This is a genomic window from Rothia mucilaginosa, from assembly GCF_901875305.1.
In the GTDB taxonomy this organism is placed as follows: domain Bacteria; phylum Actinomycetota; class Actinomycetes; order Actinomycetales; family Micrococcaceae; genus Rothia.
On record NZ_CABFLY010000001.1, the window covers coordinates 382,171 to 397,899 of the forward strand.

A 15,729-nucleotide genomic window follows, 5' to 3' on the forward strand; every position below is an offset into this window, starting at 1 on the left:
CTCCTTCTAGGGTGGGGAACCTCGCATGTGCTCGCGTGCGTTGTGAGGTTCCCGCCCGCTAACCCAAGTCTTCAGAAACTTACAGAAAGAGATTAGGACCGATATGTCCAACGAATCTTCGCTTGGTTTGATGCGAATTGGCCTTGCCACCGCCGACGACATCCGTCGTTGGTCCTTCGGTGAGGTTAAGAAGCCCGAGACCATCAACTACCGTACCCTGAAGCCCGAGAAGGACGGTCTCTTCGACGAGCGTATCTTCGGCCCCACTAAGGACTGGGAGTGCTACTGCGGTAAGTACAAGCGCGTGCGCTTCAAGGGTATTGTGTGTGAGCGCTGTGGCGTTGAGGTGACCCGTTCCAAGGTTCGTCGCGAGCGCATGGGCCACATTGAGCTGGCCGCTCCTGTGACCCACATTTGGTACTTCAAGGGTGTTCCCTCCCGTCTGGGCTACCTGCTGGATTTGGCTCCGAAGGACCTGGAGAAGGTCATCTACTTCGCTGCGTACATGATTACCAGCGTTGACGAGGAGGCTCGTCACGAGGACCTGCCCATGCTGCAGGCAGCTCACGACCGTGAGAAGCAGGAGCTTGAGGCCGCTCTGAACGCTGATGTGAACGCTATTAGCCGCGAGGTTGAGGCTGAGCTGGCTCGTATTGAGGCAGAGGGTGGTAGGAACCCTGAGAAGCGCAAGCTGCGCGATAACGCTGAGCGTCAGCTTGCTTCTGTCCGTAAGCGCTACGAGCGCGAGGCGGCTCACCTGGAGAGCGTGTGGGAGCGTTTCAAGTCCTTGAAGGTTGCTGACCTCGAGGGTAATGAGGCTCTGTACCGTTCCATGGTGGATAAGTACGGCATGTACTTTGAGGGCGCCATGGGTGCCGAGGCTATCAAGAAGCGTCTGGAGTCTTTCGACCTGGAAGCTGAGGCTGAGGCTCTTAAGGAGATTATTCAGACCGGTAAGGGTCAGAAGAAGACCCGTGCTTTGAAGCGTCTGAAGGTTGTTAACGCCTTCCTGACCACCAACAACTCCCCGCTGGGTATGGTTCTGGACGTTGTTCCGGTCATCCCGCCGGAGCTGCGCCCGATGGTTCAGCTGGATGGTGGCCGCTTTGCGACCTCCGACCTGAACGACCTGTACCGTCGCGTGATTAACCGTAACAACCGTCTGAAGCGTCTGCTGGAGCTGGGTGCTCCCGAGATCATCGTGAACAACGAGAAGCGTATGCTACAGGAAGCTGTGGACTCGCTCTTCGATAACGGCCGTCGTGGCCGTCCGGTGACCGGTCCCGGTAACCGTCCCCTGAAGTCCCTGTCGGATATGCTCAAGGGTAAGCAGGGTCGTTTCCGTCAGAACCTGCTGGGTAAGCGTGTGGACTACTCCGGTCGTTCCGTGATTGTGGTTGGTCCGCAACTGCAGATGCACCAGTGTGGTCTGCCTAAGCAGATGGCGCTGGAGCTCTTCAAGCCTTTCGTCATGAAGCGTCTGGTGGAACTGAGCCACGCTCAGAACATTAAGAGCGCTAAGCGTATGGTCGAGCGTTTCCGTCCGCAGGTTTGGGATGTTCTGGAAGAGGTTATCGCCGAGCACCCCGTGCTGCTGAACCGTGCACCTACCCTGCACCGTCTCGGTATTCAGGCGTTTGAGCCGAAGCTGGTTGAGGGTAAGGCTATTCAGCTACACCCGCTGGTCTGTTCTGCGTTCAACGCTGACTTCGATGGTGACCAGATGGCAGTTCACCTGCCGCTGTCTCCCGAGGCTCAGGCTGAGGCTCGCATCCTCATGCTGTCCTCGAACAACATCCTGAAGCCGTCGGATGGCCGTCCCGTGGCCGTTCCTTCGCAGGATATGATTATCGGTCTGTACCACCTGACTACTCCTCGCGATGGCCAGAAGAACGAGGGTCACGCTTTCTCCTCGGTTTCTGAGGCCCTGATGGCGATGGATCGCCACGAGATTGAGCTGTACACCAAGGTGAAGATTCTGATGGATGGCGATCAGTTTGTTGCTCCTGAGGGTTGGGAAGCTCCTGAGGGTTACAAGCCCGGCGACCCCGTACTGCTGGACTGCACCGTTGGCCAGATTCTGTTCAACCAGGCTCTGCCGAAGGACTACCCCTGGTTCACCGGTGTGGCAGATAAGAAGGGCCTGGGTAGCCTGATTAACGACCTGGCTGAGCGTTACCCGATGGACGTTGTGGCGCGTGCTCTGGATAACCTGAAGAACGCAGGTTTCTACTGGGCATCCCGTTCGGGTGTGACGGTGGCTGTCTCCGATATTGCTACTCCCTCTGAGAAGCCGGCGATTATGGAGCGCTATGAGAAGCAGGCTGCCGCAATTCAGGATGACTTCGAGATCGGTACTATTGACGATGAAGAGCGTCGTCAGGAGCTGATTAAGGTTTGGACCGAAGCTACCGACGTGGTGGCAGAGGCTATGCGTGAGAACCTGAGCTCTCACGGTGGTCTGAACACTATTTACCGTATGGTGACCTCTGGTGCACGTGGTAACTGGATGCAGGTCCGTCAGATTGCGGGTATCCGTGGTCTGGTGTCGAACCCGAAGGGCGAGATTATGCCCCGCCCGATTAAGTCTTCCTACCGTGAGGGCCTGTCGGTTCTGGAGTACTTCATCGCAACCCACGGTGCACGTAAGGGCCTGGCTGATACCGCACTGCGTACCGCTAACTCGGGTTATCTGACCCGTCGTCTGGTGGACGTGTCGCAGGACGTTATCGTTCGCGAGCACGACTGTGGCACTCGCCGCGGCCTGATGCTCCCGTTGGTTGACGCCGACGGTAACCTGCACCCGGACGTTGAGACTTCGATTCACGGTCGTACCCTCGCGGTGGACGTGAAGGACGAGGCCGGTAACGTTCTGGCTGAAGCCGGTGCTGATGTTTCCGATGAGCTCATCGAGAAGCTGTTCAAGGCTGGTGTGAAGGAAGTACGCGTTCGCTCGGTTCTGACCTGTGAGTCTGCTATCGGTGTGTGTGCTCTGTGCTACGGCCGTTCGATGGCTTCGAACGTTCTGGTTGATATCGGTGAGGCTGTTGGTATCATTGCGGCTCAATCGATTGGTGAGCCCGGTACCCAGCTGACCATGCGTACCTTCCACACCGGTGGTGTGGCGTCGGCAGACGATATTACTCAGGGTCTGCCCCGTATTCAGGAGTTGTTCGAGGCTCGTACCCCCAAGGGCGTCGCTCCGATTTCTGAGGTGTCCGGTCGCGTGACCATTGAGGATACCGAGAAGTCCTACAAGATTGTGGTGACCCCGGACGACGGTTCTGAGCCCCAGTCCTACACCGTTCTGCGCCGTGCAGCTTCCAAGTTGCAGAATGGCGATTACGTCCACGTTGGCGATCAGCTGGCTACCGGTTCTGTTGACCCGAAGGAGGTCCTGCGAATCCGCGGTCCTCGTGAGGCTCAGAAGCATCTGGTGAGCGAGGTCCAGGGCGTGTACAAGTCACAGGGTGTGGAAATCCACGACAAGCACGTCGAGGTAATCGTCCGCCAGATGCTGCGTCGCGTGACCGTGATTGAGTCCGGTGACACCGACCTTCTGCCGGGTGAGCTGGTTGATAACATCGTCTTCCAGACCGCAAACCGTAAGGCTCTGCTCGAGGGCAAGAAGCCTGCTGCTGGTCGTCCCGAGATGATGGGTATTACCAAGGCTTCGCTGGCTACCGAGTCCTGGCTGTCGGCGGCCTCCTTCCAGGAGACCACCCGCGTCCTGACTCAGGCAGCTATGGAGGCGAAGACCGACCCGCTGCTGGGCCTGAAGGAGAACGTGATTATCGGTAAGCTGGTTCCTGCCGGTACCGGTTTGGCGCGTTACAACGATATTGAGGTTGAGCCGAGCGCTCAGGCTACCGCTGAGCGTTTGCAGTCTCTGGACACCTTCGGCGGCGGTTACCCGAGTGCTTTCCAGATTGATAGCGAGGTGTACTCCTACGGCAATAACGGTGGTTTCCGCGCTGTTTCGCTGGATGAGTACGGTCGTGGCTTGGAGCTCTAAGCTTCCTGCTGCTTGCTAGGTCTGAAGCCTAAGCATCCGTAAAAGCGCGGATACTCGAGATTTCTCTCGGGTATCCGCGCTTTTGTATACCCCACGTGTAGATGGTTGGGGAGAGGGAGGTAATTCATTTTCTTGATTCACGATGGAATGGTTATGGTTGTGGTAACGGTGAAAATCTTTATGAATCTTGTATTTAGATTTGTTATGAGTGTGTCTTGAGACCTTTTTATTCAAAATATTTTGGGAATTCTGTTGAAAAAGAATCTGCCCGGAGAGAAAAATTCTTTTGGTTGTAAGTTTTGAGGGATATGGTAGGAGGCTTGGTTTGCTGAGTTTACTGGAGTAAGCGTCTATATATAGACAGCCTATTCGTTTTTGTTGATTGTCTTAAAAGAATAAATATTCTTTAAAATTTGAGTGTTTGGGCAATTGGAAAACGCTCTGACTTGGATTTACTCTTGAAGGCATGCAAATCACTCCAGTCACTTCCGGATCGGGGAGAAACAGCTTCACCCTGCATACTTCCGGCATTGCTCCATGTCCCTCATTTCAACAGGTGTTCGGATTCAATCCGGCGCCAAAGACCAAGAACTCTATAATTTCACGACTTGTAACGCCTAAACGGTCACTGGCACGTGTTGGTGCCGCCTGCCTCATTGCTGCCTCCACAATCTTGCCCTCGGGGCAGATGGCCATGGCCGCACCTGCGGCCCAGGCATCTCAATCCACGCCCTACCTGGTGGGTGCCGGTGCAGCTGATATCACCGGTGAGCCTGGTGAGGTAGGTTTCATGGGTTACGGTGACTCTTCGCAGAAGGGGAGCGGCGTGCATACTCGTCAGTATGCTCGTGCTTTTATTGCTGTGGATCGGGCCTCCGGCAAGCGTAACCTCATTGTCGTTCTGGACACTTTGACGAGTTGGCAGTCTCTGCGTGATGAGTTGGTTAAGCGTATTCGTGCCGAGTTCGGATCCCAGTACTCGGAGTCGAACATTATGATTACTGCGACTCACACCCATGCCACCCCGGGTGGTATCACCCATCAGAGCCTGTACAACATCACGACCCTGGGATTCCATCAGGACACCTTTAACGCCCAGGTGGAGGGCACTCTGAAGGCTGTGCGCCAGGCAACGAAGGACCTGGCCCCCGGTAACTTGACGGTCTCTACTTCGAAGCTCACGGGTGTGGGCGTTAACCGTTCTCGCGAGGCCTTTAACCGCGATTCGCAGGAGTTGCGGTCTAAGCTTCCGAACGGTACCGATCCGACCAATATGACCTTGCGTCTGGAGCGTAATGGTAAGACCCGCGCGGTGCTGAACTGGTACGCTTTGCATTCGACCTCGTTGACGTCGAAGAATACTCTGATTTCTAGCGATAATAAGGGGTATGCCGAGTACCTGTTGGAGAATCAGGATCACGGTGTCGACCGTAACGTTCCCGGTAGCGGTGACGGTTTCATTGCTGCTTTTGCAAACGCCAACGCCGGTGATGTTACCCCGAATACTTGGCTTAAGCCAGGTCAGGGACCTACCAAGGATGACCACCAGAACCTGAAGATTCAAGGGCAGAAGCAGGCGGATGCCGTCCGTACCCAGCTCAAGAACGCAGGTAACTCGGTGGGTACCGGTTTGGATTCGCGTATCTCCTACTTCAATTTCTCCGGCATGAATGTTGATGCTAAGTACACTGGAACCGGCCGGGCTGAGCGTACCTGCCAGGGCTTCCTGGGTACTCCGTTTGGTGCAGGATCTACCGAGGATGGCGGTGGTGGCTGGGATGTATATAAGGAAGGCTCGAGCCGTCCTTCCATCTTGGGCACTCTGGTTTTCACTCCGAGCGTTGCGCAGGCGCGATGCCAGCAGCCGAAGGGTATTCTCTTCGCTGCTAAGAATGGAACGATTATTCAGGAGAAGTTCCCCGTTCAGATTATGCGCTTCGGTGACTACTACCTACTGGGCATACCGGGTGAGTTTACCGGTGCGGTGGGTGTGCAGTATCGTCAGGATGCTGCAAAGCTCTTTGGTGTGCCTGAGTCGCATATTATCTTGCAGGGCTACACCAATGCTTATGACCACTATGTAACGACCCCTGAGGAATATGACTCGCAGCAGTATGAGGGTGGTGCTACCCTTTTTGGTCGCTATACCTCCAGCGCGTTCCGCCAGACGATTAATGTAGTTGGAACTTCGCTGAAGAATGGTTCTTCTCTGGGGATTGGTGATCGTCCGAATGATCGCCGTCCGGTCTCTAGTCTGCAGGGCAAGGTCGTCTACGATTCCCCCATGTTTGGTACGCGTTATGGCCAGGTGACCCAGCAACCTCAGGATGCTATAGCTGGCCGCGAGGAGGTTTCGGCTCGTTTTGTGGGTGCTCACCCGAATAACAATATCCATCACGATGGTAGCTACTTCGTGATTGAGCGTCGCGTGGGTAACACGTGGAAGTACTACACGGGCGATAACAACCCCGATACTTTCTTTGAGTGGAAGCGTATGGGTATTTCTGCTTCTCAGGTAACGGTTCGCTGGAAGGTACCTGCGAATACCCCAAAGGGTCAGTACCGTATCCGTTATTTCGGTACTGCGAAGAAGATTTCGGGTGTGAAGTCTAACTTTGAAGGCCAGACTCGCCAGTTCCAGGTTGTCTAAGCACTGACTGCTTTGGGATTGGGTAGTATTTACACCTTGTGCTGTATGTAAGAAGTCGCTAAGAATCTGATTTATGGTTCTTGGCGACTTCTTGCATGCCGGGCTAGCTGGGGGAGCTGGTATATGTGTAAGAATTGCAAGCATGTAATTTAAGTGGTGTAAATCAATAGGAGCTGCCTTCAATATCGGCTTAAAAGCGGAAAATCTGCGTAGTCTCGCTAGATTAAGCTGGGTTTAACCTGTATAGTCTTATGCGAAGTACTTGAGCTCGGTGTACTGGATCCACCCTCGGTGGGTTCCCTCGGGACTTTCCGAGGATGCGGGCAAACGAATCAATGGCAGTATGGATACCGTCCTTTGGCGTTGCTTTTTTGCTGACGCCTAAATGCCATTTTTACGTGTGCCCAAAAACTTTTTCGTCTTCGGATGAAAAGGAGACAGAACTCGCCGAGAGTTGAGGAACCTATAGAAACCAACCGGAGTGCCTAGCGCACCCGAGCGTTTCTGATAACCGAGAGCACCCATCCATCGTGATGGGGGCCAGTAAGTTTATACGGGTTTCTCTAACGAGAAACCTGATCAAGCAACGGAGAAAACGTGCCTACTATTCAGCAGCTGGTCCGTAAGGGCCGGACTCCCAAGGTCGTTAAGACCAAGGCGCCCGCACTGAAGGGCAACCCCATGAAGCGTGGCGTGTGCACCCGTGTGTACACCACCACCCCGAAGAAGCCGAACTCGGCACTGCGTAAGGTCGCTCGTGTCAAGCTCAACGGCGGCGTCGAGGTTACCGCATACATTCCCGGTGAGGGTCACAACCTGCAGGAGCACTCGATTGTGCTCGTTCGCGGTGGTCGTGTGAAGGACCTCCCCGGTGTTCGTTACAAGATCGTTCGTGGCGCTCTGGATACCCAGGGTGTTAAGGGTCGCGGCCAGGCTCGCTCCCGCTACGGCGCTAAGAAGGAGAAGAAGTAATGCCTCGTAAGGGTCCCGCTCCCAAGCGTCCCCTCGTAAACGATCCTGTTTACGGTTCTGCTCTGGTCACTCAGCTGATCAACAAGGTTCTGCTGGACGGTAAGAAGTCCGTTGCAGAGCGCATTGTCTACGGTGCCCTCGAGGGTGTCGAGAAGAAGACCGGTTCCGATCCGGTTGCAACTCTGAAGAAGGCTATGGACAACATCAAGCCTTCGCTCGAGGTCCGTTCCCGCCGCGTTGGCGGTGCAACCTACCAGGTTCCGGTTGAGGTTCGCCCCGGCCGTTCCACCGCTCTGGCTCTCCGCTGGCTCGTTGGCTTCTCCAAGCAGCGCCGCGAGAAGACCATGACTGAGCGTCTGATGAACGAGATCCTGGATGCATCTAACGGTCTCGGTGCCGCTGTGAAGCGTCGCGAAGACACCCACAAGATGGCCGAGTCCAACAAGGCCTTCGCACACTACCGCTGGTAATTCTCCGTTTAGAGCCTGCCGAGTCGAATCGAGTCGGCAGGCTTTCGGAGTATCTCATTTAGGGAGAATAACGTGGCACTTGACGTGTTCACCGACCTTAACAAGGTCCGCAACATCGGTATTATGGCGCATATTGACGCCGGTAAGACCACCACTACCGAACGCATCCTGTTCTACACCGGTATTAACCACAAGATCGGTGAGACCCACGATGGCGCATCGACCATGGACTGGATGGCTCAGGAGCAGGAGCGAGGTATTACTATTACCTCCGCAGCAACCACCTGCTTCTGGAAGGGTAACCAGATCAACATTATCGACACCCCCGGTCACGTCGACTTCACCGTTGAGGTTGAGCGCTCCCTGCGCGTCCTTGACGGCGCAGTTGCTGTGTTCGACGGCAAGGAAGGTGTTGAGCCTCAGTCTGAGACCGTGTGGCGTCAGGCTGACAAGTACGACGTCCCCCGTATCTGCTTCGTCAACAAGATGGACAAGATGGGTGCGGACTTCTACTTCACCGTTCAGACCATCATCGACCGCCTGGGTGCTCGCCCGCTGGTTGTCCAGCTTCCCATTGGTGCTGAGAGCGACTTCCTCGGCGTTGTGGACCTGCTCGAGATGAAGGCATACGTCTGGCCTGGCGACGCCAAGGGTGACGTGAGCATGGGTGCTTCTTACGAGGTTCAGGAGATTCCTGCTGACCTGGTCGAGAAGGCTGAGCAGTACCGTGCTGAGCTGGTTGAGGCTGTTGCCGAGTCGAGCGAAGAGCTCATGGAGAAGTACCTTGAAGAGGGCGAGCTGACCATCTCCGAGATTAAGGCTGGTATTCGCCAGCTCGTGATCGCAGGCGAGGCATTCCCCGTTCTCTGTGGTTCTGCATTCAAGAACCGCGGTGTTCAGCCCATGCTGGACGCTGTGATTGAGTACCTGCCCTCCCCGCTGGACGTTCCGGACGTCGTTGGCTCCAACCCCTCCAACGAGGAAGAGAAGCTGACCCGTAAGGCATCCGCTGACGAGCCTTTCGCAGCATTGGCCTTCAAGGTTGCGGCTCACCCGTTCTACGGTCAGCTGACCTACACCCGCGTGTACTCCGGTGTTGCAGCTCAGGGCCAGCAGGTTCTGAACTCCACCAAGGGTAAGAAGGAGCGTATCGGTAAGCTCTTCCAGATGCACTCCAACAAGGAGAACCCTGTTGAGGAGATTACCGCAGGTCACATTTACGCAGCAATCGGTCTGAAGGACACCACCACCGGTGACACTCTGTGCGACCCTGCACACCCGATTGTTCTCGAGTCGATGACCTTCCCCGACCCCGTGATCTTCGTGGCTATTGAGCCCAAGACCAAGGGTGACCAGGAGAAGATGTCCACCGCTATCCAGAAGCTCTCCGCTGAGGACCCCACCTTCACCGTTTCGCTGAACGAAGAAACCGGTCAGACCGAAATCGGTGGTATGGGTGAGTTGCACCTGGACATTATCGTTGACCGTATGAAGCGTGAGTTCAAGGTTGAGGCTAACGTTGGTAAGCCTCAGGTTGCATACCGTGAGACCATCAAGAAGGCAGTCGAGAAGGTCGACTACACCCACAAGAAGCAGACTGGTGGTTCCGGTCAGTTCGCAAAGGTGCAGGTTTCCTTCGAGCCTCTGCCCCTGGACGGCGAGGTTCTGTACGAGTTCGAGGACAAGGTCACCGGTGGCCGTGTGCCTCGCGAGTACATCCCCTCGGTGGATGCTGGTATCCAGGACGCCATGAAGTTCGGTGTCCTCGCTGGCTACCCGATGGTGGGCGTGAAGGCAACCCTGCTCGACGGTGCTTACCACGACGTCGACTCCTCCGAAATGGCGTTCAAGATTGCCGGTTCGATGGTCTTCAAGGAAGGCGCTAAGCGCGCTAACCCGGTCCTGCTCGAGCCGCTGATGGACGTTGAGGTTCGTACCCCCGAGGAGTACATGGGCGACGTGATCGGTGACCTGAACTCCCGCCGTGGCCAGGTTCGTTCCATGGAGGACGCTTCCGGCGTGAAGATCATTAAGGCTCTCGTACCGCTGACCGAGATGTTCGGTTACATTGGCGACCTGCGTGGTAAGACCCAGGGTCGTGCAGTGTTCTCGATGGCATTCGACAGCTACGGCGAGGTTCCCAAGAACGTCGCTGACGAGATCATTCAGAAGAGCCGCGGCGAGTAATTTTCGCAACTCACCCGTGGGCCACGGGGTAAAAACCCGTGGCCCACACCAAAATTTTTCCATTAAATCCATCATTGAGAGCATGGACAGTTTCATCTCTGCGGTGTAATCCGCTATTGTAGACGCTAGACCGTTTTATAACGGGATGCGCCGGAGCGAAGATCCGCGTGCATGTTTTCAATCGTTCTAGGAGGAACACTCTTGGCTAAGGCTAAGTTCGAGCGCTCCAAGCCTCACGTTAACGTCGGTACCATTGGTCACGTTGACCACGGTAAGACCACCCTGACCGCAGCAATCTCCAAGGTTCTGGCTGACAAGTACCCGGACCTGAACGAGAAGCGCGACTTCGGTATGATCGACTCCGCTCCCGAGGAGCGCCAGCGCGGTATTACCATTAACATTGCTCACATCGAGTACCAGACCGAGAAGCGCCACTACGCACACGTTGACGCTCCCGGCCACGCTGACTACGTCAAGAACATGATTACCGGTGCGGCTCAGATGGACGGCGCAATCCTCGTGGTTGCTGCTACCGACGGCCCCATGGCACAGACCCGCGAGCACGTTCTGCTCGCTCGCCAGGTTGGCGTCCCCACCCTGCTGGTTGCACTGAACAAGGCAGACATGGTTGACGACGAAGAGCTCCTCGACCTCGTCGAGATGGAGGTCCGTGACCTCCTCTCCTCGCAGGAGTTCGACGGCGACAACGCTCCCGTTATCCGTGTTTCCGCTCTGAAGGCTCTCGAAGGCGATCCCGAGTGGGTTGCTAAGATCGAGGAGCTCATGGACGCAGTCGACACCTACATTCCGGACCCCGTGCGTGAGAAGGACAAGCCCTTCCTCATGCCCATCGAGGACGTCTTCACCATCACCGGTCGTGGTACTGTGGTGACCGGCCGTGCAGAGCGCGGTACCCTGAAGGTGAACTCCGAGGTCGAGATTGTCGGTATCCGCCCGATTCAGAAGACCACCGTTACCGGTATCGAAATGTTCCACAAGCAGCTCGACGAGGCATGGGCAGGCGAGAACTGTGGTCTGCTGCTGCGTGGTCTGAAGCGTGACGACGTTGAGCGTGGCCAGGTTGTCGTGGAGCCGGGCTCCATCACCCCCCACACCGAGTTCGAGGCAAACGTCTACATCCTCTCCAAGGATGAGGGTGGCCGTCACAACCCCTTCTACTCCAACTACCGTCCTCAGTTCTACTTCCGTACCACTGACGTGACCGGCGTTATCACCCTCCCCGAGGGTACCGAGATGGTTATGCCCGGTGACAACACCGAGATGACCGTTGACCTGATTCAGCCCATCGCAATGGAAGAGGGCCTCGGCTTCGCTATCCGTGAGGGTGGCCGTACCGTTGGTTCGGGTCGAGTTACCAAGATCATCAAGTAATTGCCGTAAGTTTTACGACAATTCGCTGATGACCTGTCGGAGGGTTTTCTCCTCCACCAGGTAGCGATACTTAAGGACCTCCGCAGTTTTGCGGGGGTCCTTTCGTTATGCCCAAAACCAGCTTCGTAGTAGCTCTGTCGTAGCATTAGATGAAATTGCAGTCGGTCAAGAAGCACGATTGGGACTAGCAGTCCCTCGATGCGGCCTGAGCACTTAGAGAAATCGCGCAGAAAAATACCGGGGGAGGAAAAGCTAGAAGGTGCATAACCAGGCTGGGGCAAATCACGGATATATGCGGGCTTAGGAGGCGAATCTACGCTGGGACTGCAGACCCTACCGGTTTAGTCTCTTCAAGAACGAGAAGCATTGGAAGAGGGGGGCGAAAAAAGCGGTCCTCAGCCGTATGAAGCTGAGGACCGCTGGAAGGCCAGGCCGCCCCGGAGAGCACGGCTTACCGTGTACTTCTCAGGGTGTTAGTCAGGCGACGTCTCTACGCCGAGCGCCCGTTCCCTTCAGGAGCGGAGTAACCGCCACCGGGAGGTGGGGTCTGCGCCGATGGCATGGACTGGTTATTCACCAATCGCGGTACCTGTCCACTGGGAGACTGCCCAACATGTCCCTCAGTCAGGGGAAAAGCAGTAGCCTGAGAAACCGGAGCCTGTTGCACTGGAGCCGGCGGGATGCCGCTGTCATCCTCACGGCCACCTTGACGGGCCAGGAGCCTCCAAATGACACCGGCGATAAGAATCACCGAGATGATGAGCAGGAAGAGCGGGTTGAGGCCGTTGAGCGAAATGGCAAGATCCACCGTCACCAGTACTGCCGATACATATGCCCACGCCTTGGGGAGTACAAGACCGGCTAGGAGAGTCAGCCCGATACCCAGTACGAGGAGGATAACGTCGGGGCCCCCAGTTGGAATTCTCCAAAGCACCAGTGTCAGGAGTGCCTGAAGACCCAGAGCACAGTACAGGAGCGTAGACGATACCTGTTCATTGGCGGGACGACGCGCCGCCAGGTTCTTGAAAACGCCCACCGCAGCGATAGCGAGAACAATCAGGAGGGCAATCTCCAGCACTAGGACGACGCGAGGTGCATCAGAATAATGCAGCATCAGACGGGAGATGGAGAGGCAGAAGGCCGTCGTTGCGATAGTGGGTACCTGCTGTACTCGGCATACGGAAATCAGGCCCAGCGTGCTTAGGCCCCATAGGAGGGCGTTGAGTTCCGGATGAGTCGGGCTCAGCAGACCCATTAGCGTGGCAAAGTAGAGTACGACCAGTGCGGGAACCATCAGCAGATAGTTGCTCGGACCAAAAATACCCTGAGCCAGGGGGAGCCGAGGTGCAAACTGCGGGGAGGGTGAAGGCAGGGGCCCGTGCATCGGAAGAACAACGTTCCTAGAGCCCACCTGGACAACTATGGAAGGACGTACGTTAGAGTGTAGGGCGAAAATCTCTCGGGGGAGGAGAATCTTCAACATCCACAGAATAACGACAGCCAGAAGTGCGGAGTAGCCGAAGAACACAGCGCGGTCCGAGGGCGCCGGGACCCCGGAGACATTCCAGAGAGCAGTAATACAGAATGTGCATACGTTCAGAGAAGTACCAAGTTGCAGGTACGGAACCTTCAAGGTAACGCCAACACCCCAAACAGCAATTAGCAGAGCCGGAGCACCGACAGAGAGAAGAGGATCCTCAAGATACAGCAGACCGCCGATGAAAGCGCTGTAGCCGGCTGCCACCGTAAAGACTCCAGTTGCGATGTATAGTTCGGCAATACGGTGAGAGCGGGCATAAAGGAGAATGCTGTAGAGGGTTTGCGCAGCCATTAGAGCAACAAAGAAGAAATGGACAACTGTCGTCTTCACATCGTTGTTCATGGACAGAAGCAGTAGCGACCAGCAGATAGGCAGACGGGAAATAGTCAGGATTTCGGTGCGGATTGCCGAATGAGGAAGCACCGTAAGACCGAGCACCGCGTATAGCACCGTAACCAAGGTCGGGAGAACAGCGACCCACAGCATATACCCGGCAATATCCAAGGCACCCGTTATGACAGTGGCAAGGGCACCGCGGTAGTACAGGGTCCCAGCCAAGCCAATCAAAAGAAGCCCGTAGAGGCCAATACGAGTCAGAACCAACAGGGTGTAGCGCATATCGGTTCGGTCCGAAATGCCGAAGATACGTCCCAAGAGCAGAATAGCCAAAAGGCTGAGCAGAAGAATCGCTACGGAGAACATACCGAAGTAGGCCCAGAAGTGCTGGGCAATCATCTTGACGGTAATATCTACGAACATCGAGGCAAGCAACGATAGAGAACCCAGGAACAGGTAAGCCAGTCCCTCAGGGGTCCTCCGTAGACTCGGGACTCCCCGACTCTCGGCGGAGGGAAGAGCGAAGATGAGTAGACCCGCAAGCGCAAATACAAGTGCGAAGACCAGACGCATCTCAATGGGCTGCATGTCCGGGAAGAGAGTCGTCGCAAGCAGGAAGAAACCTAGCGCATATCCTAGGGTACTCATCATGGATCCCGCGAAGCGTAGCTTGACGTCGCCGCGGCTCAAAATATAGATGATGGTAGATGCACCAAAGAAGAGGTAGAAATCGCCCTGAGTGTTCCCGTCCGCGATATTAACCAAGAGGGCGATGCAGGGGAGAAGAGCTGAGAGGATTAGCAGTGCCATCGGTTGCAGAGCCTTACGGTAGGTGAGGCAGCTAATCAGATAGAGGATACCGATAACCCAGGAGGCGGGGAAGATCGTGTGACGGGTCTGAACGTACGGTAGAAGCTCGGCCCAGCCGCTTTCAACATAGGGGGAAGCTGTGGCGAGGGCGGCTACGAATGCACAGAAAAGGAAGAAGAGGCTGAAGCCTGCATCGTAGGTGGGAAGCCACCCGAACTTCTCGCGGGGTAGCTGATCGGCAGAAGAGCTCCAGGGAATTCTGGATACCATAGTCTCCTGAGGCTGGATGATGCGTTGTGCATTAGCCATAGTACGCACGCGGGGGACAAAGACGTACACAGAAATAAGGCTGATGACGAGTACGGTAATTGCAAAGATTGAGGGAGTCCAGACGATTTGGTTCAGCTCATCAGCAAATGCCAGGACAGCAATAAGCGGGTAGATTCGTGCCTGAACAAAGTAGTCAATCTTCCCCTCCATGCACAGGAAGAGGATAGCGTGGACAGACATCACCGTGAAGGCGATACCCATGTCCAGAGAGGACATCTCATAGGTAAAGAAGAAAATGGACGCCGCGGTGACCGGAACAAAAATTCGTGATGAATCAACGAGACCTTCGCGGATACCCCGCGGAACGGCTTCGGGAACGAAGTGAAGCACAAGTCCCAAGACAGCCGCTACGACCGTGAGGACAACGAAGTACCAGACGAAGGGGAGCTCAGCCACCCTCGTGGCGGCTAACGAATCTGAAATAAAGAAAGAAATTAGGAGATAGCCCATGACGCGGTTACGCATCAGGGTACATGCTCCAATAATTGCGGCGGTACCAACCAGAGAAGTGGTAAGCCAGATAAAACGGCCCTGATCCCAGATACCGAGGATATATGTGGCAATACCCGTGAGGGGGATGAAAGCCAAGCCAGTCGCGGTAAAGGAATAGGAAGCGATGCGCAGACGCTTCACGAAGCGGTAGGTCAGCAGGCCCGCGCTGTAAAAGACAACGGCCCCCAAGGCCAATGCGAGGACGCGAATTAGCGCCGTCTCGTCGGTTGAGGAAGTAACCGAGGTGATGAAAAGAGCTGCTGCTCCAATGAGCAGAAGCGAACCGATATACAGAACAATATTGAGGAAGAGATCCTCGCTCATCCGCTGAGGACGCGATGTCTGCTGAGAGTATATTTCTCCTCGGGCGACCTGCAACGATGCAGGGGAGGGAGGAAATGGTGCCTGCCCGTTATAGGGTTGGTCGATGGGGGAGTGCGTGTGAGTGGGTGCCCGGTGAGGTTGTGTCGGCTGAGACATGATTTCTCCTTAGGCTAAGTGGTATTTCTACCATACGAGTACTACTGGGTCTGAA

General features: G+C 55.7%; 7 protein-coding genes. 6 read left to right on the plus strand and 1 reads right to left on the minus strand.

The window, feature by feature from the left end:
* Positions 1-103: 103 nt before the first annotated feature.
* The 6 genes from JX292_RS01640 (at position 104) to tuf (ending at position 11,686) form a co-directional block, all read left to right on the plus strand.
* Positions 104-4,015 carry a DNA-directed RNA polymerase subunit beta' gene (locus tag JX292_RS01640; protein WP_204860659.1) on the plus strand — a complete coding sequence of 1,304 codons (3,912 nt, stop codon included), beginning with the start codon at positions 104-106 and terminating at the stop codon, positions 4,013-4,015.
* Between the two features lie 694 nt (positions 4,016-4,709).
* Positions 4,710-6,665, plus strand: a complete 1,956-nt coding sequence (locus JX292_RS01645; RefSeq protein ID WP_239653571.1) for a neutral/alkaline non-lysosomal ceramidase N-terminal domain-containing protein — start codon at positions 4,710-4,712, stop codon at positions 6,663-6,665.
* Between the two features lie 597 nt (positions 6,666-7,262).
* Entirely contained in the window at positions 7,263-7,637 is a 375-nt protein-coding gene (gene rpsL, locus JX292_RS01650) for a 30S ribosomal protein S12 (protein ID WP_005504939.1), read from the plus strand.
* Positions 7,637-8,107, plus strand: a complete 471-nt coding sequence (rpsG, locus tag JX292_RS01655) for a 30S ribosomal protein S7 (protein WP_005504941.1) — start codon at positions 7,637-7,639, stop codon at positions 8,105-8,107. The genes rpsL and rpsG overlap by 1 nt, the downstream gene beginning before the upstream one ends.
* Before the next feature lie 72 nt (positions 8,108-8,179).
* On the plus strand, positions 8,180-10,294 hold the full coding sequence (gene fusA / locus JX292_RS01660) for an elongation factor G (protein WP_204860664.1): 2,115 nt from the start codon (positions 8,180-8,182) through the stop codon (positions 10,292-10,294).
* A 201-nt stretch (positions 10,295-10,495) separates the two neighbouring features.
* Positions 10,496-11,686, plus strand: coding sequence for an elongation factor Tu (gene tuf / locus JX292_RS01665; RefSeq protein WP_204860665.1), 1,191 nt, complete (start codon positions 10,496-10,498; stop codon positions 11,684-11,686).
* A gap of 490 nt (positions 11,687-12,176) precedes the next feature.
* Here the strand turns inward: tuf and JX292_RS01670 are convergent, their stop codons facing one another.
* Positions 12,177-15,518, minus strand: coding sequence for a Fe2+/Zn2+ uptake regulation protein (locus JX292_RS01670; protein WP_204860666.1), 3,342 nt, complete (start codon positions 15,516-15,518; stop codon positions 12,177-12,179).
* Between the last annotated feature and the right edge of the window lie 211 nt (positions 15,519-15,729).

Excerpts from the sequence above, each read along its gene's own strand:
- JX292_RS01645 (WP_239653571.1), top strand. The coding sequence starts at position 4,710 with ATGGCCGCACCTGCGGCCCAGGCATCTCAATCCACGCCCTACCTGGTG.
- rpsG (WP_005504941.1), top strand. The coding sequence starts at position 7,637 with ATGCCTCGTAAGGGTCCCGCTCCCAAGCGTCCCCTCGTAAACGATCCT.
- JX292_RS01640 (WP_204860659.1), top strand. The coding sequence starts at position 104 with ATGTCCAACGAATCTTCGCTTGGTTTGATGCGAATTGGCCTTGCCACC.
- JX292_RS01670 (WP_204860666.1), bottom strand. The coding sequence starts at position 15,518 with ATGAGCGAGGATCTCTTCCTCAATATTGTTCTGTATATCGGTTCGCTT.